This is a genomic window from Rhizobium sp. BE258 (assembly GCF_031457345.1).
In the GTDB taxonomy this organism is placed as follows: domain Bacteria; phylum Pseudomonadota; class Alphaproteobacteria; order Rhizobiales; family Rhizobiaceae; genus Rhizobium.
In genome coordinates this window covers 42745-67898 of sequence record NZ_JAVDWL010000009.1, presented here as the reverse complement: position 1 = coordinate 67898, position 25154 = coordinate 42745, and the positions used below count along the sequence as shown (strand labels likewise).

The window sequence follows — 25154 nt, the reverse complement described above, 5'->3', positions numbered from 1 at the left end:
TGATCCGCGTTGGGAGGAGAGACCGTCGCGGATGCCTGTGATCCAGTAAAGTGTATCCACTTACGACATAGGAGGTTGCTGATGTCCAACACAGTAAAAGCCATACTCGACCTGAAGGGCCGCGACGTCGTGACGGCTGGTCCGAACACCACCGTTGCCGAAGCCGCCAAGGTGCTCAGCCAGAAAAAGATCGGCGCGATCGTCATCGTCGGCGTGCAGGGCAAGATTTCCGGGATATTTACCGAACGCGACGTCGTTCATGCGATCGCCAAATCCGGCAAGGACTGTCTTGACCAACCGGTCGCCTCGATGATGACTTCCAAAGTGTTCCGCTGCCACGAGGATTCGACCGTCAATGAACTGATGGAGCTGATGACCAGCAAGCGCTTCCGGCATGTGCCGGTGGAGAGCAACGGCAAGCTCAGCGGCATCATTTCGATCGGTGACGTAGTGAAGACCCGCATTGCGGCGGTCGAGCGCGAGGCCGAGGAGATCAAGGCCTATATTGCAGGGTAGGTGCGGCGCCGGCCATTACGCGTGGCCGGCAAAAGCTTCCTGCATTCGCTTCAGTTCAGGAAGCCTCAGCGAGGCTTCCTGGTAACCGCGCTCGATTGCCTCGCCGGCGCGATGGAACTCTGAGAGCCCGATATCGCTCAGCCGCGGATGCAGCGAAATATCCGGCGGGTCGCCCGCCAGGCGGGCGCGTGAAATTCTATCCTGAATGATGTTGAAGGCCTGCACCATGACGCCGGTCATGCCGAGACGGGTATAGGGTGTTTCCTCGCGCTTCTGCATTTCCTGCACCGTCAGTCCGGCATTGTGCTTGACGACGGCGGAGCGGCCGAAGAGGTCGTAGTTGAGGTTGACGGCACAGACGAGCGGCTGTTCGTAGCTGCGGCAGACGGAGACCGGCACCGGATTGACGAGGGCGCCATCAACGAGCGTCCGGTTGTTGCTGCGGATGGGCTCGAAGATGCCGGGCAGGGCGTAGGAAGCGCGCAGCGCCGTGATCAGCGAGCCATTGGAAATCCAGACCTCGTGGCCGGTATTGACCTCGGCCGCGACGGCGACGAACGGACGGTCGAGATCCTCGATATTCAAGCCTTCCAGATGCTCGGCCATGCGCTTCGTCAGCCGCATGCCGCCGAACAGGCCGCTGCCGCCGATCGTCAGATCAAGCAGGCTGGCGATGCGGCGCATGGTGAGCGAACGCGCGAATTCTTCGAGCTCGTCGAGCTTGCCGGCCAAGTAGCAGCCGCCGACCAGCGCACCGATCGAGGTGCCGGCGATCATTCCGATCTCGATGCCGGCTTCATCCAACGCCCGCAGCACGCCGATATGGGCCCAGCCACGCGCGGCGCCGCCGCCTAGCGCGAGAGCGATCTTGGCTTTCTTCTGTGGTGGTGGGGAGATCGGAGGAACTGTCATATCGGGCAATGCGGAAGACGAACCGGAATCGGATTGGCCAGCTTCAGAGCCCTGACGGTGCAAACTCCAGTTCAGCATGGCGTGCCTCCTCCCGGCAGAACACTCTGTGTTTTCGAAGTGTGTTCCTTTTCCCTTTCCAAATCGTATATAGAGGGCTGATCTGTCCCTATAAGAAGCAAATGCCGCCGTTTTGCGCTATTTCTTATAGACGTCAGCGGGATCGAAATGGCGCTCGTCATCGACGATGTCGAGCATCGGCTTTCCATCCTGCAACGATACGGTCCGGTAGAAGCATGAACGGCGGCCAGTATGGCATGTCGCATCGTGACCGGCGACCTCTACTTTCAGCCAGATGGCATCCTGATCGCAATCGGTACGGATCTCCCTGACCGTTTGGATATTGCCCGACGTTTCACCCTTCATCCACAATTTGCCGCGCGAACGGCTGAAGTAGTGCGCCTTGCCTGTCTGGATGGTGAGCGCCAGGGCCTGCGCATTCATATGTGCGACCATCAGGAGCTCGCCGTCCTGAACGTCGGTCACGATCGCAGTGATCAGTCCACGATCATCGAAGCGCGGGGTGAAATCCCCCGCGTCCTCGAGCTCGGACTTGTCGTCAGAAGGCGCATTGAAGGCGAATGGCGTCATCGATCGGCTCTCTTTGTGAAGCCGGTATCAGCGGCCCCGTACCATGGACATGAATCGCGCCTGGTCGGCAGGTTCGGACTTGAAGGTCCCAGTAAAGGTTGTCGTCAATGTGGTCGAACCCTGCTTCTGCACACCGCGCATGGCCATGCACATATGTTCGGCTTCGATCATGACCGCGACACCGCGCGGACGCAACGTCTCATCTATCGACTTGGCGATCTGCGCCGTCATGGTTTCCTGCGTCTGCAGGCGCCGGCCGAAGATTTCGACGACACGGGCGATCTTCGACAGGCCGAGGACCTTGCCGTCAGGCATATAGGCGACATGCGCCTTGCCGATGATCGGCACCATGTGGTGTTCGCAATGCGAGAAGAATGGAATGTCCTTGACGAGGACCATGTCATCGTAGCCGGCAACCTCTTCAAAGGTGCGGCCGAGCACATCCTCGGCATCCATATCATAGCCGGCGAAGAGTTCACGATAGGCCTTCGCGACGCGGGAGGGCGTATCGAGCAGACCTTCGCGCGCCGGATCGTCACCGGCCCAACGCAGCAGCGTGCGGACGGCGTCTTCGGCTTCTTTCTGGCTCGGGCGGTTGGAATCGCGGCTGTTCTGCGGAAAATTCTTTACGATGGCGTCCATACTGTTCAAGTCTCCTGATCCGCTCGAATGCGGATCGTCTTTCGGACTCGCCAACTGGTCTCCCCTGTCAGGAATGTTGCACCTTTGGCAGGCTCCGGGGCTTTCAGGGCGTCGCCCATCCGGCACGGTTTCCCAATCAATCTTACCGGAGGCCATTGCTTTTTCATGGCCCTCGAACGACATACATATAGGAAGACAGCGTCTTCATGTAAGTATGCTAACACGAGACGGTGCGTTTTTTGTTTAAGATACAATGACCACCGAATGAGCCGGTCCGCAGCGATCTGGGGCGGAATTGATCATGGACGAGATCTACAACAGCAAAATCCTGGAATTCGCCGGCAATATTCCGCGGATCGGCAGCCTCGATGATGCCGATGCCAGCGCTCAGGCGCATTCGAAGCTATGCGGTTCGAAGGTGAAGATCTGGCTGAAAATGGATGGCGATACCGTCAGCGATTTCGCCCATGACGTCAAAGCCTGCGCGCTCGGCCAGGCGTCCTCGTCGGTCATGGCCCGCCATGTCGTCGGCGCCACCGCAGGCGAACTGCGCAAGGCGCGCCAGGATATGCTCGACATGCTAAAGGCCGATGGCGAGGGACCTGAGGGCCGCTTCGAGGAAATGCGCTATCTGCGCCCGGTCAGGGATTACAAGGCGCGGCACGCCTCGACGATGCTGACCTTCGACGCCGTCGTCGATGCCATCGGCCAGATCGAGGCGAAGCGCGCCGAGATGGTGGAAGCCTGAGGCGATGTGCGAGTTCTGCTCCCTGCAGCATGACGACGAAGACGAGGGCGGCGCGGCGGCGGCTCCGCAAAAGCCCAAACGCTTCTCCCGCAACTACGCGGGCGCTTTCCCGAAAACGCCGGGCAGGCTCGCAGGCATGGGCTTCATCCGGCTCTACCAGCTGACGCTCTCCGGTTTCATCGGCAATTCCTGCCGTCATATCCCGACCTGCTCCGAATATGGCTACGAGGCCGTCGCCCGCCATGGGCTGTGGGCAGGCGGATGGATGACGCTGTTTCGCGTCGGACGCTGCGGTCCGGGTGGCACGAGCGGGCTCGATCCGGTGCCGGAACGGCTGGAACGGCGATTCCATTGGTGGACACCCTGGCGCTATCTCGCGTTCGGCCGGAAAGCCGCGTGACCGTCTACGTTGCCCTGCTGCACAGTATCGTCCTGGCGCCGGGACGCCGGGTGGTGATGTCCGACCTGCGCGACATGGCCTCGGCGCTCGGCTACCGCAACCCACGCACACTTGTCTCGACCGGCAATATCATCTTCGAAGCACCGGAGTCGCCTACCGGTGATATCGAGAAGAAGCTGGAGGCGGCGTTCATCGAGAAGTTCGGCAAGCCGGTCGACATCATCGTCCGCACCGGCAAGAGCTGGGAGCGGCTGGCACGGTCCAATCCGTTTCCTGATGGTGAGGGCAGCCAGGTGATCGTTCGCGTCATGCGCAAGCCGCTCGATATCTCGGCACTCGACAAGCTGAAGGCCTATGCCGACCCCAGCCAGCGTCTGGCGCTTGCCGATGGCGATCTGTGGATCGATTTCGCCGGCAAGCCCAGCGAATGGAAACTGCTTTCGGCGCTGACCACCAAGCGCATGGGGGCGGGCACGCTGCGCAACTGGAACACCATCCGCGGCTTGGCCGAGATGCTCTGACAAGACCTGCTTTTTCTTTACTAAGAGGCCAAATCCGATTATCAGGCGGCAGCGCTTGCGTACGGACGCGCGCTTCATTGCAACCACCCGCATTCGTTGGCGGGACTGGACAAGGAGAATATCGATATGTCCCAATCCGTTTCCCTGACTTTCCCTGATGGCAATGTGCGCGATTTCGCTGCTGGTACGACCGGGCGCGAGGTTGCCGAATCCATTTCCAAGTCGCTTGCCAAGAAGTCCGTCGCCATTGCGATCGACGGCGTTGTGCGCGACCTTTCCGATCCCGTTGTTACGGGCAAGATCGAGATCATCACCCGCAATGACGAGCGCGCGCTGGAACTCATCCGCCACGACGCAGCGCACGTCATGGCCGAAGCCGTGCAGGAACTCTGGCCCGGCACGCAGGTCACCATCGGTCCGGTGATCGAGAACGGCTTCTACTACGACTTCGCCAAGAACGAGCCCTTCACGCCCGACGATCTGCCGAAGATTGAAAAGAAGATGAAGGAGATCATCGCCCGCAATGCGCCCTTCACCAAGCAGGTGTGGTCGCGCGAGAAGGCGAAGGAAGTTTTTGCCGCCAAGGGCGAGCAGTACAAGGTCGAGCTTGTCGATGCGATCCCTGAAGGACAGGATCTGAAGATCTACAATCAGGGCGAATGGTTCGACCTTTGCCGCGGTCCGCATATGGCCTCCACCGGCCAGATCGGCAATGCCTTCAAGCTGATGAAGGTTGCCGGCGCCTATTGGCGCGGTGACAGCAACAACGCCATGCTCTCTCGCATCTACGGCACGGCTTTCGCCGAGCAGTCAGAGCTCGACAACTACCTGCATATCCTGGCCGAAGCCGAGAAGCGCGATCACCGCAAGCTTGGCCGCGAGATGGACCTGTTCCATTTCCAGGAAGAGGGCCCGGGCGTCGTCTTCTGGCATGGCAAGGGCTGGCGGATGTTCCAGACGCTGACCGCCTACATGCGCCGCCGTCTGGCCGGCACTTACGAAGAGGTCAACGCACCGCAGGTTCTCGACGCCTCGCTCTGGGAGACTTCGGGTCACTGGGGCTGGTATCAGGAGAACATGTTTGCGGTGAAGTCGGCTTACGCCTTTACGCATCCTGAAGACAAGGAAGCCGACAACCGCATCTTCGCACTGAAGCCGATGAACTGCCCGGGTCACGTGCAGATCTTCAAGCATGGCTTGAAGTCCTATCGCGAGCTGCCGATCCGTCTTGCCGAATTCGGCAACGTGCATCGCTACGAGGCGTCTGGTGCGCTGCACGGGCTGATGCGCGTCCGCGGCTTCACGCAGGACGACGCGCATGTGTTCTGCACCGACGAGCAGATGGCTTCGGAATGCCTCAGGATCAACGATCTGATCCTTTCGGTCTATGAGGACTTCGGCTTCAAGGAGATCGTCGTCAAGCTCTCGACCCGTCCCGAAAAGCGCGTCGGCACCGACGCCCTTTGGGATCGCGCCGAAAGCGTTATGATGGACGTGCTGAAGATGATCGAGGAGCAGTCTGAGGGCCGCATCAAGACCGGCATTCTGCCGGGCGAGGGTGCTTTCTACGGGCCGAAGTTCGAATATACGCTGAAGGACGCCATCGGCCGTGAATGGCAGTGCGGCACGACGCAGGTGGACTTCAACCTGCCGGAGCGTTTCGGCGCCTTCTACATCGACAGCAATTCGGAAAAGACGCAGCCGGTGATGATCCATCGCGCCATCTGCGGCTCGATGGAACGCTTCCTCGGTATCCTGATCGAGAATTTCGCCGGCCACATGCCGCTGTGGATCGCACCGCAGCAGATTGTCGTCGCGACGATCACGTCCGAAGCCGATGGCTACGGCGCGGAAGTTGCCGAAGCACTGCGCGAGGCCGGTCTGAATGTTTCGACCGACTTCCGTAACGAGAAGATCAACTATAAGGTCCGCGAACATTCGGTGACGAAGGTTCCGGTGATCATCGTCTGCGGCAAGAAGGAATCCGAAGAGCGGACGGTCAATATCCGCCGGCTCGGCAGCCAGGAGCAGACCTCGATGACGCTTGATGCGGCGATCGAAAGCCTGACCTGGGAAGCGACGCCACCGGATGTTCGGCGCAAGATCGAGGCGAAGAAAGCCAAGGCCGCCTGAACCCATCCGGGTGAAGACAAGCATGCAAAGGGGCGGCGCTCGATCGAGCGCCGCCCCTTTGAATTTCATGGATCAAATTCCGAGAACGGTTACGCTTGGCGGCGTGAAATCCTTGATCCCCAGTTTCGGGTAATCGCATTTGCGGTCAAACTTGGCCTTCGATACCGTCCGCATGCATTTCGGGTCGGTCTTGAAGGCATATCCGGGCAAACTGACGTACTTGACACTCGGCGCGCAGAGCGCGAGCGCGATACACATCGTCAATGCCGCGCAGATGGTCCTCATGGGACACCTCCTTCGTTCGGCATGACTTCTCGATACGGAACCCCTCCGCACGCGCAACAATCGCATGTCCACCTGCAGGCTTCCATTCGCCTAATCGGATGCAGGTGCTCGGCGCGCGGGCTATGCGCCGTTCATCGGGATGGGCGAGGGGAATGCTCCGTTCAGAGGAGGGGAGCGGCCAATCAGTCCGCGTCTGCGCCGTCCGATCCGCTGTTCGGAACCAGCTGGTCGTAGGACGGCAGCGGCGCTTGCGCCGATTTCTGCGGCGGCTCACCGGCCGCAGAGGGCTGCGGTTCGGGCTGGACGGTCGTTGCGGCGCTATCCGGCTCCTGCGGCTGGACGTCCTTCATCAGCACTTCGACGTCGGTGTTCTTGCCCGCTTCGACCTTGAAGTCGCGCTGATAGATCTTGTCCTTGTTGCGGGCGACCGCGGAATATTCGCCTTCGGCAAGCACCATGGTCGGGAAGGCGCTGACGCTTTCGCCGACGCTGTCGCCCGCCGCCGTCAGGATGGACCATGCCGTGTCGGCGATTGCCTCGCCACCGGCATCGGAGACGAGCTTGAAAGTGATCTGGGCCGCGCGATGCTGGATCGTCGCTTCCGTCAGCTTGCCGGCCTCGATCTGGATATCGGCGCGGATGACGGCGTTGACGTCGCCATATTCGGAGACGACGTGATAAGTTCCGGCATTCAGGCGGACGACCGTGTTCGGAGATACATCGGCCATCACCAGGCCACGCTCGCCGTCGTCACGGACTTCGGAAGAGTAGATCGAGAAGCTCAGCTGATCCGGGCGGATGCGGACGTCGGAACCGGATACCGCATTCAACAGCAGACCACCGGCATCGAGCACCATGACCTGCTTATCGACCGCGCCGCTCTCGGGCACGTTGACCTTCTTCGTAACGCCTGCGCGCCCGAAGGAGACGTTGACGAAATAGTCACCGGGCGCCAGCTGGAACGCAGCGGAACCACCCTTGGCGCTGGCAATCAGCGGCAGCTTGCCGTCGGCACCGGCGATCGGGCTGAAGACGTACCAGGAAAGGCCGTCTTCCACCGGCTGTCCGTCGGCCGTCAGCTTTGCCTCCATCGGCACTTCATGCAGAAGCGCGCCCGGCGGCGTCGTGCCGGGGGCGATGAAAGCGTTCAGCTTCGGCATCTTGGCCGTGGTGTCGAGCTGCTTGAAGTCCTTGAATGCATCCTGCGCGCCTGCCGAAAACGGCGAGAAGATCACCAGTGCAAGCGCAAGGGCTATCCGCGCAAGGGGCAAAATGCCGGTCATGAGTTTCCTGGACCGATTGACTTTAGAAATCACAGGGGCCACTTCAAGACCAACCCGATGGCAAATTCAAGACCCATCCTCGTTACAGTCCTGAAATTGAAAGTTTCTCCCGCATGAAATCCGATATCAAGCTGATCGATTACCTCAACGTGCGCCGTTCCATTCCTGCATTCCAGATGTGCGAGCCGGGTCCCGACAAAGCCGAAATCGAGGAAATCCTTCGCCTGTCGTCGCGCGTTCCAGATCACGGCAAGCTGGCGCCGTGGCGCTTCATCGTCTATCGCGGCGAGGAGCGCGTGCGGATCAGCGAGGAATTGCTGAAGCTCGCCCTCGAAGCCAAGCCTGAACTGTCGGACGAGATGATCCAGGTCGAACGCACCCGCTTCACCCGGGCGCCTGTCGTCGTCGCGATCGTCAGCAAGGCCGGGCCGCATTTCAAGATTCCGGAATGGGAGCAGGTGATGTCTGCGGGTGCGCTGTGCCTCAACGTCATCTTCTCCGCCAATGCGCATGGCTGGGTGGCGAACTGGCTGACCGAGTGGTTCGCCTTCGACGAGCGCGCCTATCCGCTGCTCGGCGTTGAGCCCGGTGAGAAGGTTGCCGGCTTCATCCATATGGGGTCGTCCGAATTTCCGCCGGTCGAGCGGCCGCGCCCGGAACTGACGGAAACCGTAACCTGGGTCGGTGGAGAGAACTGATGTTCTACCGGACGGACGCCAATAAACATGGCCTGGCGCATGATCCTTTCAAGGCGATCGTGTCGCCGCGGCCGATCGGCTGGATCGGGACGAAGGGCACCGATGGTTCGCTGAATCTCGGCCCCTATTCCTTCTTCAACGCCATTTCCGACCGTCCGAAGCTAGTGATGTTCTCCTCCAGCGGGCGCAAGCACAGCTACAAGAATGCCGCCGATACCGGCGTCTTCACCTGCAATTTCGTCAGCCGCCATCTGGTCGAGCATATGAATGTATCATCGGCGGCCGTGCCCTACGGAACCAACGAGTTCGAGCTAGCGGGGCTGACGGCGCGGCAGGGCGAGATCGTCGACGCACCCTATGTCGCGGAAGCCTTTGCGGTTCTGGAATGCAAGGTGACCGAAATCATCGAGCCGAAGGGGCTGTCCGGCGAGCCGTCCGAGAATGTCATGGTGCTCGGCGAGGTGGTCGGCATCCATATCGACGAGACGATCATCCGCGAAGGCCGCCTCGACATGTCGATCGCCCGGCCGGTGGCCCGCATGGGATACATGGACTACGCGGAAGGCAGCGATGTCTTCGAAATGATGCGGCCGAAGACGCCCTGATGCGCTTGTGCCCTGCGCACAGGGGTTAATGAATATGGTGAACCAATCATAAACCATTTGCCGGTAGCGTTCTCAGAACAAGAGGAGCGTGAAGGAATCACGTTCCGCAGGTTGGGGCGTAATGGTGATTGTAGAGGCATTCCTTCGCTGGGTCGAAACTGCCAAGTCCGGAGACCGGGCACGAGCGGCCAGCGCCCTTGGCCGGGCCTATCTGCAATCCGAGATGCAGCCGGAAGAGCGCAAGGCCGCCGAGATGGCGATGACCTTCCTGCTCGACGATCCGTCCCCGAAAGTCCGCCTTGCTCTCGCGGAAGCCATCGCCTGGTCAGATGAGGCACCGCGCTCGCTGATCCTGGCGCTGGCCGAAGATCAGCCGGAAATTGCCTGCCATGCCGTTACCTGCTCGCCGCTACTGACCGATGCCGATCTCGTCGATCTCGCCGGACGGGGCAGCGAGGTCACGCGGATGCTGATCGCAGCGCGCAGCAGCTTGTCGCGCGCCGTTTGTGCGGCGCTTGCCGAGATCGGCGGCGAGGAGGACGTGCTCTGCCTGCTTGAAAACGAGGGCGCCTCGATTGCACCGCATTCGCTGAAGCGTATCGCCGAAAGGCTCGGTGACTGCTGCGATATTCGCAATCTGCTGCTCGATCGCGACAGTCTGCCGGCCGATGCCCGCCAGCTTCTGACGCAGCATGTCAGCGATGCGCTGGTGGCGCTGCCGCTCGTCCAGGCCGCCATCGGCTTCAACCGTCTGCAGCGGATCAGCCGCGAGGCGACGCAGTCTGCCGTCGTCTCGATCGCCGGCGAGATTCAGCCGCGCGAGATCGACGACCTCGTCGAGCATCTGCGCGTCCACGGCCATCTGACGCCATCCTTCCTGATGCATGCACTGTGCTCGGGAAAGGTCGACTTCTTCGCAGGCGCCGTCGTCAACCTGACAGGCTGCAGCGAAAGACGGGTCCGCTCGATCCTGGCGACTGGCCGCATGCATGCGATTCGCGCGCTGTACGAGACAGCTGGTTTGACGCGCGAGATCAGCACCATTTTTGTCGAGGCGACGCTGCTATGGCGCGAAGCTTCGCGCAAGGCTTCGGCAACGATGCTTTCGACGATCTGCGGGCGGCTGCTTGAACGCTTCCGCCATCACGGCACCCATGACGCGGTCAAGGAACTGCTCGACATGGTCGAGAAGCTCCATATTGCCGAACAGCGCCAGTCGGCTCGCGCCTATGCCTCGCAGGCGGCGCTTGTCGCAGCCTAGTGGCTAAAGCGCTGGGCGACCCAGGAATATCCGTTTGAAACGAAATGCACCGGCTTGACGAGCGTCTGCTTGATGTCGTCACCGGTTGGCAGCCCGGCGCGGACGCGCTCGGCAACGCGCACGGCGTAGGCGCGAAGACCGGTTGGCTGCGGCTGTTCGGCGACTGGAGCCGCCGCCGTTGCCTGCGCTTCAAGCTTCGGCGTCTCGGGGGCGGCTACGGGCTTCGGTTCCTCGCAGACGGCGATCACCGTCGGATATTTGGCGTTGGTAAAGCCCTTCAGCTGCTTTTCCGATTCGGCATCGCACATGGCCACCGTTTGCCAATGCTTGTCGACCGTCGCCACGTAATTGCACTGGGTGACGGAATCGTTGCACCCGAAGATGGTCATGGCGATGAGAACGGCTTGCATATCCGAGGCCTTCGGCTGTTGAGACTGAGAATCTTAGACGTTCCAATTCCAACGGAATAAAGGCGGCTGCATTACCATTTCGTCATGCACGTGCACGGTTTGCCGCGCGATGGCGCGGCGCTCGAGCGGACGTTGAGGAAAAGCACCTCGGCTAATCAGCCCTCGGCTGCCGCACGCTGCGATGGCGGCGCCTGTTCGTCGATGATGATTTCGGGTCCGGTACCGTTCTGATCGGCGGTGCGGACTTCGTGCATCCATTCGCGCCAGATGGCGACCAGCAGAGCCATCAGCACCGGGCCGATGAAGAGGCCAAGGAATCCCATGGTCTTCACGCCACCGACCAGACCGAAGAAGGTCGGCAGGAAAGGAAGCTTGATCGGGCCGCCGACCAGTTTCGGCCTTAGTGTCTTGTCGACGATGAAGAGTTCGACGCTGCCCCAGATGAACAGCCCGGCGCCGGCGACATGCGAGCCGCTGGCGACCAGATAGATCGATACCAGCGTGAAGGAGAGCGGCGCGCCACCCGGGATCAGCGCCATGATGCCGGTCAACACGCCGAGCGTCACGGGCGAGGGCACGCCGGCGATCCAATAGGCGATGCCGAGAACGATGCCTTCGCCGATGGCGATCAGTGTCATGCCCATCACTGTCGAGCTGATGGTTGCCGGAACGACGCGGGAGATCCGCTCCCAGCGGTTCGGCAGGATGCGCTCGCCGAGCATGTCGATCTGCTTGGAGAAGGACGAGCCGTCGCGATAGACGAAGAACAGCGCGATCAGCATGAAAAGCAGCGTCAACAGCAGATGGAACGATGCGCCGCCGGCTGCCAGAACCGCGCGGTAAATATTACCGATATTGGCACCGCTGACGGCCTGGATGACTTCGCCCATCGAACCCGGCGTGCCGATATATTTCGTCCAGAGTTCGTCGATATAGGGACCGGCAAAGGGCAGGGCGAGGATCCACTGCGGGGTAGGCGCACCCATGCGGTTGGCGCGGATCGCCCAGGCGACCCATTCACGGACTTCACCCGTCGTATAGGTGATGGCAAAGACGATCGGAATGACCAGGAAGGTGATGATCAGGATGATGGCGATGGTCGCCGCGATGGTGGTGTTGCCGCCGACGCGGGCCAGCAGCTTGCGATAAAGCGGCCAGCTGGCAAAGCCGATGACGAGGGCTGCCAGGACCGGGACGACGAAGCCGTAGAAGAAATAGACGCCGGCGGCGACGATCAGGATCAGGAGCCAGCGGGCAGCTGAAATCGAGGGAATGAGAGGCGTGCGGGCATGTGCGGAGGGACCAAGCCACCGCGGCTCGCCTGGCAGTTTGTTTTTATTCGAGAGGCTCACGTCGTTCCCTGCTTTTCTTCTCAACCACGGATATGGGCCATCGTGCCACCGGACGCAAGCATTTCGGCCAGGAAATGCCAGTTGCTCCGGCAGCGCCAAGGACCATGCCGCGGTTGGCATAGCGCTTTGTGCTGAAGCCAGTGTGACGGCAATTTCCTGCCAGAGTGTTGACCGTCAGCGAAAAGATGATGCGCTCCGCTCAACGAGAAATCGCAAAGGATGGCAGAACGCCAAACGAAAACAGCGCGACGGAGCAAATCCGTCGCGCTGTTTCGAAGTCTTCTGCGAGTCGCCTCTTAGATATCGAGGTTTTCCGCGAAAGCGGCTCGATCCTGGATAAAGCGGAAGCGGGCTTCCGGCTTGGTGCCCATGAGGTCATCGACCGCCGTCCGCGTACCCTCGAAATCGATCTCATCGATCAGCACGCGCAGCAATGTGCGCTTGCTCGGATCCATGGTCGTTTCCTTGAGCTGGGCGGGCAGCATTTCGCCGAGACCTTTGAACCGGCTGATCTCGACCTTCGACTTGCCCTTGAATTCCTTCTCCATCAGCTCGGCGCGGTGTCTGTCGTCGCGCGCATAGGCCGATTTCGCACCCTGCGTCAGCTTGTAGAGTGGCGGAACGGCAAGGAAGAGGTGACCGCCACGAACGAGCTCCGGCATCTCCTGATAGAAGAAGGTGATCAGCAGCGAGGCGATGTGAGCACCGTCGACGTCGGCATCGGTCATGACGATGATGCGTTCGTAGCGGAGGTCTTCCTCGCGGTATCTCGAGCGGGTGCCGCAGCCGAGCGCCTGGACGAGGTCCGAAAGCTGCTGGTTGGCACCGAGCTTTTCGCGCCCGGCGCTGGCGACGTTGAGGATCTTGCCGCGCAGCGGCAGGATCGCCTGATTCGATCGGTTGCGCGCCTGCTTGGCGGAGCCACCTGCCGAGTCACCTTCGACGATAAAGAGTTCGGCGCCGGCAGCGGTGTTCTGCGAGCAATCGGCAAGCTTGCCGGGCAGGCGCAGCTTGCGTACCGCGGTCTTGCGGTTGACTTCCTTTTCCTTGCGGCGGCGAAGGCGCTCTTCAGCGCGTTCGATCACCCAGTCGAGCAGCTTGGCTGTCTCGTTGGGATTGTCGGCGAGGTAATGGTCGAAGGGGTCGCGCAGAGCGTTTTCGACGATGCGCTGGGCCTCGACAGTGGCGAGCTTGTCCTTGGTCTGGCCGACGAACTCAGGCTCGCGGATGAAGATCGATAGCATGCCGACCGCGGAGATCATCACATCGTCGGTGGTGATCTGCGCGGCACGCTTGTTCTGCGTCAGCTCGCCATAGGCCTTGAGACCCTTGGTCAGAGCAATGCGCAGCCCGGCCTCATGCGTACCGCCTTCTGGCGTCGGAATGGTGTTGCAATAGGAATGAAGCTGGGGATCGCCGCCATACCAGGTGATCGCCCATTCCATCGAGCCGTGGCCGCTGGCCTTCTCCGTCTTGCCGGCAAAGATCTCGCGGGTGACGGTGAAGTCCTTGCCCATCGTTGCCTGAAGATAATCCTTCAAGCCGCCGGGGAAGTGGAAGACCGCCTTGTTCGGGACATCGGACCCTTCAGGCAGAATGCCGTCATCGCAGCTCCAGCGGATTTCGACGCCGCCGAAGAGATAGGCTTTCGACCGCGCCATACGGAACACCCGGCCGGCATCGAACTTGGCATGATCGCCGAAGATCTGCGGATCGGGATGGAAGCGGACGCGGGTGCCGCGACGGTTATGAACGTCGCCAAGCTCCTCAAGACCACCCTGCGGCAGGCCGCGCGAAAACCGCTGGCGGTAGAGCTTGCGATTGCGGGCGACCTCGACTTCCAGATCGTCGGATAGCGCGTTGACGACAGAGACGCCGACGCCGTGCAAGCCGCCCGACGTTTCATAGGCCTTGCCGTCGAACTTACCACCGGCATGCAGCTTGGTCATGATGACTTCGAGCGTCGATTTGCCGGGAACCTGCGGATGGTTCTCGACCGGGATACCACGGCCGTTGTCGCTGACCGTCAGATAGCCCTGGATATCGAGATGGACCTCGATGAAGTTGGCGTGACCGGCAACGGCTTCGTCCATCGAGTTGTCGATGACTTCGGCAAACAGATGGTGCAATGCTTTCTCGTCGGTGCCGCCGATATACATGCCGGGACGCATGCGCACCGGCTCGAGGCCTTCGAGAACGCGGATCGACGAGGCGCCGTAATCATCCGAGGTCGATGAGATGGGGCCGGGGCGGGCGGAAGCGGCGGGTGTTGCCACGACGGGCTTTTCGGCAGGCGCAGCCGGCTTTGCTGGCTCCTCCTGCTTGGGCGCGAGGGGCATTCCGGCGAAGAGGTCGTTGCTGTCATCCATGGAATCGTTCAGATCTTCAATCCTGTTTGGGCAGCCCGTCCGCATGGGCTGGACCCAAAATCACCGCATTTGATGTCACGTTTGCGAATCAGGCCGATTTTGCCAGAAATCGCCTCGTTACGCGACGCCGCCCGATTTGGCGGAATTCTCTAGAATTGGTTTGCGTTGCCGGGCGCGGAATGGCAAGCGGACTTATCTCTGAGGAAAGCGCTCGCATGAAAATGTCCACAAGTCATTGCATGATTGTCACCGCAATTGCGGCCTTTTTGCTGTCCGGCGGGCTGGAGGCCTCCGCGGCCGACGTCTTGCCGCCATACAAGGACGAGCTGTTTTCGGCACAGACTGTGCTCCAGACCGCCGACAACGGCGCCTTCGAGACGATCAGCTATGACGAGATGCGCGACATCAACGGCCGCGACCAGATCCCGGAACAGCGAGTCCAGCAGAAATACGTGTCGCTTGGCATCCGCAAGCTGCAACAGGAAGAAACGCTCTCGCTCGATGGGCACCGGATCGATGTCACCAGGGTGGGACCGGCGGAAAATGCCGCCTTTACGGTGATCTTCATTCATGGGCGCGACGGCACGCGCCGGCTCGGTGCCAACGATTTCACCTTCGGCGGCAACTTCAACCGGGTGAAGAACCTCGTCGCCGGCAATGGCGGCGTCTATTACTCGCCGACCGTCAAGACCTTCGACAGCGATGGCGTTGCCAACATCGTCGAGCTGATCCGCTACGCCAGCGAGAAGTCCGGTGGCAAGCCTGTCATTCTCACCTGCGCCTCGATGGGCAGCCAGATCTGCTGGGGCGTGACGCGGGATGCGGCGAGCGTCAAGCGGCTGAAGGGTATGCTGATCATGAGCGGCGTCACCGATCCGGATTTCACCAAGAGCGCCTTCTACAAGGCCAAGCTGCCGATGTATTTCGCCCATGGCAGCCGCGATCCTGTCTATGCCGCCACCGACCAGCAGGGGCTGTTCGAAGCGCTCTACAAGTCCAAGTACCCGACCCGCTTCACGCTCTTCGACACCGGCAATCACGGGACGCCGATCCGGATGATCGACTGGCGCAAGGTGCTGAACTGGATTCTTGCTTCCTAGGCCGTCTGCCGAGCCTATTTTAAGCATTTTGAGCGCTAAACCGTCTTTTTCCCTTACGTAAGGGGCGGAAAGCTTTTCATTCGCTGCTGCTTTTGCTAAGGCCGCAGAATACCGGAAAAATGTGGAAGGCTTGGCATGACACCTGACGTGCGTCCGCTCGTGGCGGGGAACTGGAAAATGAACGGTACCCGCGACTCTCTCGACCAGATCAAGGCGATCTCGGAAGGTGTCAAAGGCCCGCTCTCCTCGAAGGTCGAAGCGCTGATCTGCCCGCCGGCCACGCTGCTCTACGTGGCGACAGCGCTCTGCACCGACAGCCCGCTGGCGATCGGCGCGCAGGATTGCCATCAGAAGCCATCCGGCGCCCATACCGGCGACATCTCGGCGGAAATGATCGCCGATTGCTTCGGCACCTATGTGATCGTCGGTCACTCCGAGCGCCGAACCGACCATGCCGAGACCGATCATCTGGTGCGCGCCAAGGCCGAGGCTGCATTCGCTGCCGACCTGACCGCCATCATTTGCATCGGCGAGACCGCCGACGAGCGCAAGGCCGGCCAGACGCTCGATATCATCAAGCGTCAGCTTTCCGCCTCGGTGCCTGACACCGCGACGGCCGAAAACACCGTGATCGCCTATGAGCCCGTCTGGGCAATCGGCACCGGTCTGACGCCGACCGTCGATGACGTCGAGAAGGCACATGCCTTCATGCGCAGCGAGCTGACGGCCCGTTTCGGCGCCGAGGGCAAGAAGGTTCGCATCCTCTATGGCGGGTCGGTCAAGCCTTCCAACGCCAAGGAGCTGATGGGTGTCGCCAATGTCGATGGTGCACTGATTGGCGGCGCGAGCTTGAAAGCGGCGGATTTCCTCGCCATCTACGGCGCATACACGGAACTCACTGCCTAAATCTGAGCTAAGGGCTTGGAATAGGCGATTGCCTCATGTAAAGAGCGCCAGATTTTATTGGATGCCCGCCTTGCGGGCAGGACTGGACCCATGCAGACCGTATTGATTGTCATCCACCTCATGATCGTGCTGGCGCTTGTCGGCGTCGTGCTTATCCAGCGTTCGGAAGGCGGCGGCCTCGGCATCGGCGGCGGTTCCGGCTTCATGTCGGCGCGCGGCACGGCCAATGCGCTGACCCGCACGACCGCGATCCTGGCGACGCTGTTCTTCATCACGTCGCTCGGCCTCGGCATCCTGACGCGTTACCAGGGCAATCCGACGGATATCCTGAACCGCATTCCGGCAACGAGTGGCGCCGGCAACGGCATTCTCGATTCGCTGGGTGGCGGCGCGGCCAAGCCTCCGCACAATCAGCCTGCCAGCAACGGCGTTCCGAACGGCGCAGCTGCTCCGGCTCCTGCAGCACCCGCGGCTCCGGCCCCAGCTGCATCCGCGCCTGCTGCAACGGCTCCGGCACCTGCCGCGACGGCTCCCGCCGCCAGCGCACCGGCCGCAGCACCTGCTACTCCCGCCACCCCGGCCCAGCCGGGCGGCGTACCGACCGGACAATAAACCGGTCAGCGAAATAAACCGCCGGCAGGCCCAAGGGTCTGCCGGTTTTCTTTTGTTCAGATTTCAAGCTGGCACCAAAAGTTCTGGAAAAGAATTTTTGGGCTGGTGGAATCGTTTTTGAAAAGGTATCCGGTGACTCCCATGGCGCGATACGTATTCATCACTGGCGGCGTGGTTTCCTCTCTCGGTAAAGGAATTGCGGCCGCGGCTCTCGGAGCGTTGCTGCAGGCCCGTGGATATCGGGTGCGGCTTCGCAAGCTCGACCCCTATTTGAACGTGGACCCGGGCACCATGAGCCCGACCCAGCACGGCGAGGTCTTCGTCACCGACGACGGCGCGGAAACCGATCTCGATCTCGGCCACTACGAGCGCTTCACGGGGCGTTCGGCGACCAAGACCGACAACATCACCACTGGCCGCATCTACAAGAACATCATCGACAAGGAACGCCGCGGCGATTACCTCGGCGCGACCGTCCAGGTCATTCCGCACGTGACGAACGAGATCAAGGATTTCGTCATCGAGGGCAATGACGACTACGATTTCGTCATCTGCGAAATCGGCGGCACGGTCGGCGACATCGAGGCGATGCCGTTCATGGAAGCGATCCGCCAGCTAGGCAACGATCTGCCGCGCGGTACCGCGATCTATGTGCACCTGACGCTGATGCCCTATATTCCGGCAGCCGGCGAGTTGAAGACCAAGCCGACGCAGCATTCCGTCAAGGAACTGCAGGCGCTCGGTATTCATCCCGATATCCTGCTGGTACGCGCCGACCGCGAAATTCCGGAAGCCGAGCGCCGCAAGCTCTCGCTGTTCTGCAACGTTCGCCCGTCCGCCGTCATCCAGGCACTCGACGTTGCTAATATTTACGACGTGCCGATCGCCTACCACAAGGAAGGCCTCGACAACGAAGTGCTGGCCGCTTTCGGCATCGAACCGGCTCCGAAGCCTCGCCTCGATGCCTGGGATGAGGTCTGCAACCGTATCCGCACGCCTGAAGGCGAAGTGACGATCGCGATCGTCGGCAAGTACACCGGCCTCAAGGATGCCTACAAGTCGCTGATCGAGGCGCTGCATCACGGCGGTATCGCCAACCGCGTCAAGGTCAACCTTGAATGGATCGAGTCCGAGATCTTCGAAAAGGAAGATCCGGCACCCTATCTCGAAAAGGTTCACGGCATTCTGGTACCGGGCGGTTTCGGCGAGCGCGGTTCGGAAGGCAAGATCAAGGCGGCGCAGTTTGCCCGCGAACGCAACGTTCCCTATTTCGGTATCTGCTTCGGCATGCAGATGGCAGTCGTGGAAGCGGCCCGTCACCTGGCAGGCATCGAAAAGGCCTCGTCGACCGAATTCGGCAAGACCGAAGAACCGGTCGTCGGCCTTATGACGGAATGGGTCAAGGGCAACGAGCTGCAGAAGCGCACTGCGGCCGGCGATCTCGGCGGCACCATGCGTCTCGGCGCCTACAAGGCAGCCCTGAAGAAGGGCACCAAGATCGCCGACATCTATGGCTCGACGGATATTTCCGAGCGCCACCGCCACCGCTACGAAGTCAATGTCGACTACAAGGACCGCCTGGAAAATTGCGGCCTCGTCTTCTCCGGCATGTCGCCCGACGGCGTTCTGCCGGAAACGGTCGAATATCCTGACCATCCGTGGTTCATCGGCGTTCAGTACCACCCGGAACTGAAGTCGCGCCCGCTCGACCCGCACCCGCTCTTCGCCAGCTTCATCGAAGCGGCAACCGAGCAGAGCCGTCTGGTGTGAAATAGCCGGACATTCTTGGTCCGAACAACCGTTCGGGCCAATCCCTGTTCAAAAAGCCTTAGCCTTTAGGTTTTTTAATACTTCGACGATGTCATCGTCTAAGTCGAGCTTATCAACATTGTGGATGCACTTTATACCGTATCCAAGAATGGACTTATTCTTTTTGTCGGCGTAAAACTTTGACGACAGCTCTTTGAGATACCGAGATTCTGGAATTTGAAAATCTCGATCTGATTTATCCACGCATTTATAGAGCGCATGAGCGACTAGGTCGGCCAGACATAGCGTAAGCATATCTTTTTTTGGTCGAGCGACAATTCGCTCAGCTCTTACATAACGTAAAAATTTTGCGTTCTCATGGATTGGTGTCTTTTGGCATTTCTCAATTAGATTTCGTAGAGATTGGTAATCGAAGTTTCCTTCTTCAAAAATTATTGATACCTCATTTGGATCCAACCCGTATTCTTTTATGAAGCGTCCGATTTGCTCCAGAAGATACTGAGAGCATTTGTTGTAATACATTTTGCTGTTCTCAAGTATCTTCGATTTATAGCCACCTAATGTGCTTTTATCTGAGATGACTCCAAACGCCATAAACTTATTATTGCTAATTTCCCGCGCGTACCGAACTTTGTGAAAGTGGCCTAGGCTAGAACAATGGAGATCAGCTTTCTTAAGCAAAACCTTAACGCGATCTAAGTCCGATATTAGCTCGTCTTCGGTTTCTGTTCTGTATATGCAAGCACCTAACGTTAGGTAAGGTGATGCGCCTCCCGAGCTACCTGTCCTTACTTTTGATATGCCAGCCTCGCCACTTTCATCTACTACGACGGTATAGGTTGTCACTCGATCTCCGCTCTAAAATCCACATCAATCAATGATTGCACGCTTAGAGTTTATTTCAAGAGCGCCATTGCTGTTACTCAAGCTCGTCTTCCGACGCGGCTTCCGTTCGCAGGCACTTTTTGCTAAGTATCGGTTCGTCGCCGATTTCCACCGGCGCGAAGCGTCTCATGGGGAGATTGTTTGATGAAAACCAACGGCACCGAAAACCACAGCTGAACAAGCCGTGCCGTTGGGGGCTGGCATGTTCGGTCCATCATCAGACGACATTTCCTGCCCCATGGAGGGCCTTCATGTTTCGTCGCTTCGAAAAGCTGACCGATCCTTTCCAAACCTATGCCGAAGAGACGCCGCCCGATAGGGTTTGGCCATTCATCTTCAATACACTGAAACCGCTCCGCCACGTCGCCGCCGCCAGTCTGGCGCTGACCGCCGTCGGCGCGATCCTTGAAGTCTGGCTGATCGGCTATTCTGCCCGGCTGGTCGATATACTGGCGGCAATCCGTCCCGACGAGCTCTGGGCGCGGCACGGCGGCGAGTTGCTGTTTGCCGCCTTTTTTTTGCTGGTCATACGCCCGGTTGCCGCGCTGTTCTGCGAAGGGCTCGACGACATCGTCTTCAAGCCGAATGCCGTCACAATGATCCGCTGGCGGGCGCTTCGTCATGTCCAGCGCCAATCGGTCGGCTGGTTCCAGAACGATTTCTCGGGGCGAGTCGCTGCACGCGTCCAGGAAATCGGCAACAGCGCCACCGGTGCCGCCTATTGCTTCCTCCACACCATCTTCTACGTGGCGATCTATATCGCCGGGTCAGTCTGGCTGATGGCTTCCGTCGATATCAGGCTGGTCATTCCGATGCTGGTTTGGGTGGGGCTGTATTTCGCGCTGATGGCCTATGTCATTCCGCGTGTCAGGCTGGCCTCGGAGCATTTCCAAGAGGCGGACTCGGCCTTGTCCGGCTTGCTGGTCGATACGTTCTCCAACATGGACACGATCAAGCTCTTCTCTCGCCAGCGGGACGAGGACCGAGACAGCAGGCAAAATCTGGATGCCGCCCGCCGGACCTTCATCGCCTCGCAAAAGCTCGAGGTGACGGTCAACAGCAGCATGGTGTTTCTGAGCAGCCTGCTGATGGTCAGCCTGATCGGCTATTCCATCCTGCTCTGGCAAAACGGCAATGCGCCGCTCGGCATGGTCGCTGCCGCACTGGCCCTCGGCTTCCGGATCACCGCCATGGCCGAATGGCTGCTGGATGCCGTTGCCTCGCTGTTCAACCATATGGGTGCCGCACGCGATCAGCTGCGGATCATCGCACAAGCGGTCGATATTCCGGATGCGCCGGATGCGGGCGAACTGCTGCTGAACGGCGGGACGCTCAGCTTCGACAATGTCAGCCATCATTACGGCAAGGGGCAGGGTGGCCTGGAGCGTGTCACGCTCAAGGTCGAGGCGGGAGAGAAGGTCGGGCTGGTCGGCCGCTCAGGCGCGGGAAAATCGACGCTGGTCAATCTGGCGCTGCGCTTTTTCGAAGCCGAGAGCGGGCTGATTTGCGTCGATGGCCAAGATATCCGCACCGTTACGCAGGAAAGCCTGCGCAGCCGCTTCAGCATGGTGGCGCAGAATGCGGCGCTGCTGCACCGCTCGGTGCGCGACAACATCGCCTACGGCCGCGAGGACATGCCGCAGGCAATGATCGAGGCGGCGGCAGCCAAGGCGCATGCGGACAGCTTCATCCCCGGCCTGCGCGATCAGCAAGGCCGTGCTGGCTATGATGCGCATGTCGGCGAACGCGGTGTCAAGCTCTCCGGCGGGCAGCGTCAGCGCATCGCACTGGCGCGGGCGATCCTGAAGAACGCGCCGATCCTGATCCTTGACGAGGCGACATCGGCGCTCGATTCGGAAGTGGAAGCGGCCATCCAGGATACGCTCTACGGCTTCATGGAGGGCAAGACAGTGATCGCCATCGCCCACCGGCTCTCGACCATCGCCCGGATGGACCGGATCGTGGTGCTGGATCAGGGCCGGATCGTCGAGGAAGGCCGCCACGAGGAGCTGCTGAGACAGGACGGCATCTATGCGCGCCTCTGGTCACGTCAGTCCGGCGGCTTCCTGGGGCTTGATTCAGGCAATTGAGAAAAGCGGCCCGGCGTCATAGCGCCGGGCCACCTGTCTTACGCCGCTTTCGGCACGGGACCGACATAGACAGAGCGCGGCCTGATAAGCCGCCCCTGCAGCGCCTGCTCGCGCGCATGGGCAATCCAGCCGACCGTCCGGCCGATTGCGAAGACGCCGGTGAAGGCTTCGCGCGGGAAGCCCAATGTTTCCAGGAGCAGCGCCGTATAGAACTCGACGTTGACGTCGAGCGGACGATCCGGCTTGCGCTGCTTGAGGATCGAGAGCGCCGCGCGCTCGACCGCCTCGGCCAGCGTCACGCGGGCGCTATCAACCTGTCCGGTCGCCGTCAGCGGTTTCAGCGCGTTTTTCAGGGCGTCGGCGCGGGGGTCGCGGACGCGGTAGATACGATGGCCGAAGCCCATCAAGCGCTCGCCATTGTCGAGCGCATTGCCAAGCCATGCCTCGGCGTTTTCGGCCTTGCCGATGGCGTCGAGCATATCCAGCACCGGCCCCGGCGCGCCGCCGTGCAGCGGGCCCTTGAGGGCGCTGATTGCCGCGAGCACGGAGGAAGTGAGACCGGCCTGGGTCGAGGCGATGACGCGCGAGGCGAAGGTCGAGGCATTCAGGCCATGGTCGGAGATGGTGACCAGATAGGCGTCGAGGGCCGATATCTGTTCACCGCTCGGAGGCATGCCGTTGAGCATCCGCAGAATGTCGGCAGACTGGGAAAGCTTTTGATCCGGCGCTATCGGGGCCTGGCCTTTCTGCAGCCGCAGAACTGCAGGGAGGAATACGGCGGATGCAGCCATCAGGCGGATGGCGACTGTGCTGCCTTCGCCATCGGGCAGGCGCGCGAGCAGGGCGCGCATGGCATCGACTGGCGGCAGCGCCAGGATCGTGGCGTCGGCCGCTTCGACATGGCGGAATATATCGGCGCGTGCTTCGCCGAGACGCCGCGTCAGGGAGGCTTCATCGAGCGCTTCGGGCATCAGGCCATCGAGCAGCAACGTCGCGGTGCGCTCGTAGCTGCTGTCGGCGACGAGATCATCCAGCGAGACGCCGCGGATGATCAGCCGGCCGGCCTCGCCATCGACATCCGAGAGCTGCGTTTCCGCTGCGACGACATCTTCAAGACCATTCTTCATCAGTGTTTCTCCTTTACCCGATAAAGGATCGGGCTTAGATTAGTTGACGTCAATCTTGATACAATTGATCAATGTGAGGTTCACATGTCCTGGCTGACGGCAGAGGAGGCGTTGGCGCAACTCGGCACCAAACCGCAGACGCTCTATGCCAATGTCAGCCGTGGCCGCATTCGCGCCAAGGCCGATCCTGCCGATCCGCGGCGCAGCCTCTATCACACCGCCGACGTCACCCGGCTGGCCGAACGCCATGCCGGGCGCCGCAAGAGCGAGACGGTTGCGGCGGAGGCGATCCAGTGGGGCGATCCGGTCTTGCCATCCGCCGTTTCGACGATCGTCGACGGCAGGCTTTACTATCGCGGCCGCGATGCGGTTTCGCTGTCGGCGTCGGCAACGCTGGAAGCGGCCGCGGCCGTTCTTTGGGATGCGCCTGCCGTCGAGCTCGCGGGTGAGGCGATCGAAAGCGGCCCGCCTGTCATCCGCAACGCATTCCTGGCGCTTGCCGGCAGAGTGACGCGGGATCTTCCAAGCCTCGGGCGTTCACGTTCGGTGCTGCGCAGCGAAGCGATCTCGGTTTTCAGCTGTGTCAGCGCCGCGCTCGCGCCCGGTCGCGGCGATTTTGTCCATATCCGTCTCGCCAATGCCTGGGGCAGGCCGGAGGCTGCCGACTGTCTGCGCCGGGCACTGGTGCTTCTTGCGGACCATGAGCTCAATGCATCGACATTTGCCTCGCGGGTCACGGCCTCTTCGGGGGCGTCTCTTTCGGCCGCGGTGCTTTCAGGCCTCTCGGCACTGACCGGCCCGTTGCACGGCGGCGCGTGGCAAGGCGTTTCCGCGCTCGCGGACATGGCGAGACACACTGGCGCCGAAGAGGCTGTGCGCCGCGTTCTCTCTCAGGGCAATCCGCTTCCTGCTTTCGGTCATCCCCTGTATCCGGATGGTGACATAAGGGCATCGGCGCTTCTTCAACATTTCGAAATGCCGCGCCTGTTTGAGGAGATCAGGAAGGCAGGCGAAGCGGCGACAGGGGAACGGGCGAATGTCGATTTCGCCCTGACAGCGATGGCGGAGAGCTTTGCGCTGCCCGGCGAGGCGGCGATGGTGATCTTCGCTCTGGCGCGCACGTGCGGCTGGCTTGCCCATGCGATGGAGCAGGTCGAAGACGGCCATCTGATCCGCCCGCGGGCGCGCTATTGTGGCCCGGCCTTGGTGGCCGGCGGCTAGCGCTTGCCAGCGGCGGCGCTTTTCTGCATACGGGATCAAGCTTTTGTTTTATGATGGCGAGCCGGAAAACGGGCCGATCGCCTGCGCAGCGACTGCGCATCTCAGGATTGGCCGAAAGTCATGTGGGGACGTATCATGGGCTTGGTTTCGACAATCCTTCGCGGATCGGCTGCTGCATGCATATTGCTCGCGCTGCCGGTTGCCGCAGCGGCGCAGACAAGCGGCTGCGCGCTGCAGAACGCCGATGGCGGACGCCGGATCCTGCGCTGCCCAGGCGGCGTGACGGTCACCGCTGAAGCCGGTGCCGGATTCAATCTCAACGACCGGAATGGCGACGGCAATCCGGACAGCGCATCGCTGCGGCGCAAGGCGATCTTGGTTGATGTCGACAGCAGCCGGCATACGGGTGGCTTTCAAGTGGTGACGCCACAGGCGATTGCGGCTGTCCGCGGCACGCAATGGGCTGTCGATGTCGGTGGCGGACAGACCTCGGTGCTGGTCGTCCGCGGCGCGGTTGCCGTGCGGCGCCCGCAGGGCGATTCCGTCGTTCTTCGTCCGGGCGAGGGCGTCGATGTTCGCGCTGGCAGCAGCGCGCTCGAAGTTCGCCGCTGGCCGCAGGCGCGCGCCGCGGCACTGCTTGCCCGCCTCGGCCAGTAGTAT

General features: G+C 61.0%; 25 protein-coding genes. 15 read left to right on the top strand and 10 right to left on the bottom strand.

The window, feature by feature from the left end:
* The first annotated feature begins 81 nt into the window (after positions 1-81).
* Entirely contained in the window at positions 82-516 is a 435-nt protein-coding gene (locus tag J2X43_RS26765) for a CBS domain-containing protein (protein ID WP_112387337.1), read from the top strand.
* A 15-nt stretch (positions 517-531) separates the two neighbouring features.
* Here the strand turns inward: J2X43_RS26765 and J2X43_RS26760 are convergent, their stop codons facing one another.
* The 3 genes from J2X43_RS26760 to folE form a co-directional block, all read right to left on the bottom strand.
* The gene (locus J2X43_RS26760; protein ID WP_310299841.1) at positions 532-1506 is read right to left on the bottom strand and encodes a patatin-like phospholipase family protein; all 975 of its coding nucleotides are present in this window, start codon (positions 1504-1506) and stop codon (positions 532-534) included.
* Positions 1507-1623: 117 nt separating this feature from the next.
* Complete coding sequence (hisI, locus tag J2X43_RS26755) at positions 1624-2076, bottom strand: phosphoribosyl-AMP cyclohydrolase (RefSeq protein ID WP_112387339.1); 453 nt, start codon at positions 2074-2076, stop codon at positions 1624-1626.
* A 27-nt stretch (positions 2077-2103) separates the two neighbouring features.
* A complete protein-coding gene (folE, locus tag J2X43_RS26750; RefSeq protein WP_310299836.1) occupies positions 2104-2718 on the bottom strand; it encodes a GTP cyclohydrolase I FolE in 615 nt (204 codons plus the stop codon).
* Between the two features lie 301 nt (positions 2719-3019).
* Between folE and J2X43_RS26745 the strand changes: the two genes are divergently transcribed.
* The 4 genes from J2X43_RS26745 to thrS all read left to right on the top strand — a co-directional run bounded on the left by J2X43_RS26745 (position 3020) and on the right by thrS (position 6520).
* Positions 3020-3466 carry an iron-sulfur cluster assembly scaffold protein gene (locus J2X43_RS26745; RefSeq protein WP_310299833.1) on the top strand — a complete coding sequence of 149 codons (447 nt, stop codon included), beginning with the start codon at positions 3020-3022 and terminating at the stop codon, positions 3464-3466.
* A gap of 4 nt (positions 3467-3470) precedes the next feature.
* The gene (yidD, locus tag J2X43_RS26740) at positions 3471-3866 is read left to right on the top strand and encodes a membrane protein insertion efficiency factor YidD (RefSeq protein ID WP_310299830.1); all 396 of its coding nucleotides are present in this window, start codon (positions 3471-3473) and stop codon (positions 3864-3866) included.
* Positions 3863-4387, top strand: coding sequence for a DUF1697 domain-containing protein (locus J2X43_RS26735; RefSeq protein WP_112387343.1), 525 nt, complete (start codon positions 3863-3865; stop codon positions 4385-4387). The genes yidD and J2X43_RS26735 overlap by 4 nt, the downstream gene beginning before the upstream one ends.
* Before the next feature lie 126 nt (positions 4388-4513).
* Positions 4514-6520, top strand: coding sequence for a threonine--tRNA ligase (gene thrS, locus J2X43_RS26730; RefSeq protein WP_310299827.1), 2007 nt, complete (start codon positions 4514-4516; stop codon positions 6518-6520).
* Between the two features lie 72 nt (positions 6521-6592).
* Here thrS and J2X43_RS26725 read toward each other — a convergent pair whose 3' ends face one another.
* Together J2X43_RS26725 and J2X43_RS26720 are read right to left on the bottom strand one after the other, a co-directional pair.
* The gene (locus J2X43_RS26725; protein WP_112387345.1) at positions 6593-6805 is read right to left on the bottom strand and encodes a hypothetical protein; all 213 of its coding nucleotides are present in this window, start codon (positions 6803-6805) and stop codon (positions 6593-6595) included.
* 182 nt (positions 6806-6987) lie between these two features.
* The gene (locus J2X43_RS26720) at positions 6988-8088 is read right to left on the bottom strand and encodes a hypothetical protein (protein ID WP_310299822.1); all 1101 of its coding nucleotides are present in this window, start codon (positions 8086-8088) and stop codon (positions 6988-6990) included.
* 113 nt (positions 8089-8201) lie between these two features.
* Between J2X43_RS26720 and J2X43_RS26715 the strand changes: the two genes are divergently transcribed.
* The 3 genes from J2X43_RS26715 to J2X43_RS26705 all read left to right on the top strand — a co-directional run bounded on the left by J2X43_RS26715 (position 8202) and on the right by J2X43_RS26705 (position 10652).
* Complete coding sequence (locus J2X43_RS26715; RefSeq protein WP_310299819.1) at positions 8202-8786, top strand: nitroreductase; 585 nt, start codon at positions 8202-8204, stop codon at positions 8784-8786.
* The gene (locus tag J2X43_RS26710; protein ID WP_112518321.1) at positions 8786-9391 is read left to right on the top strand and encodes a flavin reductase family protein; all 606 of its coding nucleotides are present in this window, start codon (positions 8786-8788) and stop codon (positions 9389-9391) included. The genes J2X43_RS26715 and J2X43_RS26710 overlap by 1 nt, the downstream gene beginning before the upstream one ends.
* A 121-nt stretch (positions 9392-9512) precedes the next feature.
* Positions 9513-10652: a DUF2336 domain-containing protein gene (locus J2X43_RS26705; RefSeq protein WP_310299815.1), complete on the top strand. Its 1140-nt coding sequence runs from the start codon at positions 9513-9515 to the stop codon at positions 10650-10652.
* Here the strand turns inward: J2X43_RS26705 and J2X43_RS26700 are convergent.
* The 3 genes from J2X43_RS26700 to parE all read right to left on the bottom strand — a co-directional run bounded on the left by J2X43_RS26700 (position 10649) and on the right by parE (position 14783).
* Positions 10649-11062 carry a hypothetical protein gene (locus tag J2X43_RS26700; protein ID WP_310299812.1) on the bottom strand — a complete coding sequence of 138 codons (414 nt, stop codon included), beginning with the start codon at positions 11060-11062 and terminating at the stop codon, positions 10649-10651. The two genes, J2X43_RS26705 and J2X43_RS26700, sit on opposite strands and share 4 nt — an antisense overlap.
* Positions 11063-11217: 155 nt before the next feature.
* Positions 11218-12414 (bottom strand): AI-2E family transporter, encoded by a 1197-nt coding sequence (locus J2X43_RS26695; RefSeq protein ID WP_310299809.1) that lies wholly within the window; start codon positions 12412-12414, stop codon positions 11218-11220.
* 296 nt (positions 12415-12710) lie between these two features.
* Positions 12711-14783 (bottom strand): DNA topoisomerase IV subunit B, encoded by a 2073-nt coding sequence (gene parE, locus J2X43_RS26690; RefSeq protein ID WP_310299806.1) that lies wholly within the window; start codon positions 14781-14783, stop codon positions 12711-12713.
* A gap of 215 nt (positions 14784-14998) precedes the next feature.
* On the opposite strand from parE, the gene J2X43_RS26685 reads away from it, so the two are divergent.
* The 4 genes from J2X43_RS26685 to J2X43_RS26670 all read left to right on the top strand — a co-directional run bounded on the left by J2X43_RS26685 (position 14999) and on the right by J2X43_RS26670 (position 19171).
* Entirely contained in the window at positions 14999-15883 is an 885-nt protein-coding gene (locus J2X43_RS26685; RefSeq protein WP_310299803.1) for a dienelactone hydrolase family protein, read from the top strand.
* A gap of 135 nt (positions 15884-16018) precedes the next feature.
* Complete coding sequence (tpiA, locus tag J2X43_RS26680) at positions 16019-16789, top strand: triose-phosphate isomerase (protein ID WP_112518508.1); 771 nt, start codon at positions 16019-16021, stop codon at positions 16787-16789.
* A 90-nt stretch (positions 16790-16879) separates the two neighbouring features.
* Positions 16880-17401, top strand: a complete 522-nt coding sequence (gene secG / locus J2X43_RS26675) for a preprotein translocase subunit SecG (RefSeq protein ID WP_310299798.1) — start codon at positions 16880-16882, stop codon at positions 17399-17401.
* A 141-nt stretch (positions 17402-17542) separates the two neighbouring features.
* Positions 17543-19171: a CTP synthase gene (locus J2X43_RS26670; protein ID WP_112387357.1), complete on the top strand. Its 1629-nt coding sequence runs from the start codon at positions 17543-17545 to the stop codon at positions 19169-19171.
* A 48-nt stretch (positions 19172-19219) separates the two neighbouring features.
* Here J2X43_RS26670 and J2X43_RS26665 read toward each other — a convergent pair whose 3' ends face one another.
* The gene (locus J2X43_RS26665; protein WP_310299794.1) at positions 19220-20017 is read right to left on the bottom strand and encodes a DUF3800 domain-containing protein; all 798 of its coding nucleotides are present in this window, start codon (positions 20015-20017) and stop codon (positions 19220-19222) included.
* Between the two features lie 290 nt (positions 20018-20307).
* Here J2X43_RS26665 and J2X43_RS26660 point away from each other — a divergent pair, with 290 nt between their 5' ends.
* Entirely contained in the window at positions 20308-22146 is a 1839-nt protein-coding gene (locus J2X43_RS26660; RefSeq protein WP_310299791.1) for an ABC transporter ATP-binding protein, read from the top strand.
* A gap of 38 nt (positions 22147-22184) precedes the next feature.
* Here J2X43_RS26660 and J2X43_RS26655 read toward each other — a convergent pair whose 3' ends face one another.
* Entirely contained in the window at positions 22185-23273 is a 1089-nt protein-coding gene (locus J2X43_RS26655) for a citrate synthase/methylcitrate synthase (RefSeq protein WP_310299788.1), read from the bottom strand.
* 84 nt (positions 23274-23357) lie between these two features.
* Here J2X43_RS26655 and J2X43_RS26650 point away from each other — a divergent pair, with 84 nt between their 5' ends.
* Together J2X43_RS26650 and J2X43_RS26645 are read left to right on the top strand one after the other, a co-directional pair.
* Complete coding sequence (locus J2X43_RS26650) at positions 23358-24494, top strand: citrate synthase (protein ID WP_310299786.1); 1137 nt, start codon at positions 23358-23360, stop codon at positions 24492-24494.
* A 120-nt stretch (positions 24495-24614) separates the two neighbouring features.
* A complete protein-coding gene (locus J2X43_RS26645; protein ID WP_310299783.1) occupies positions 24615-25151 on the top strand; it encodes a FecR domain-containing protein in 537 nt (178 codons plus the stop codon).
* The last annotated feature ends 3 nt before the right edge of the window (positions 25152-25154 follow it).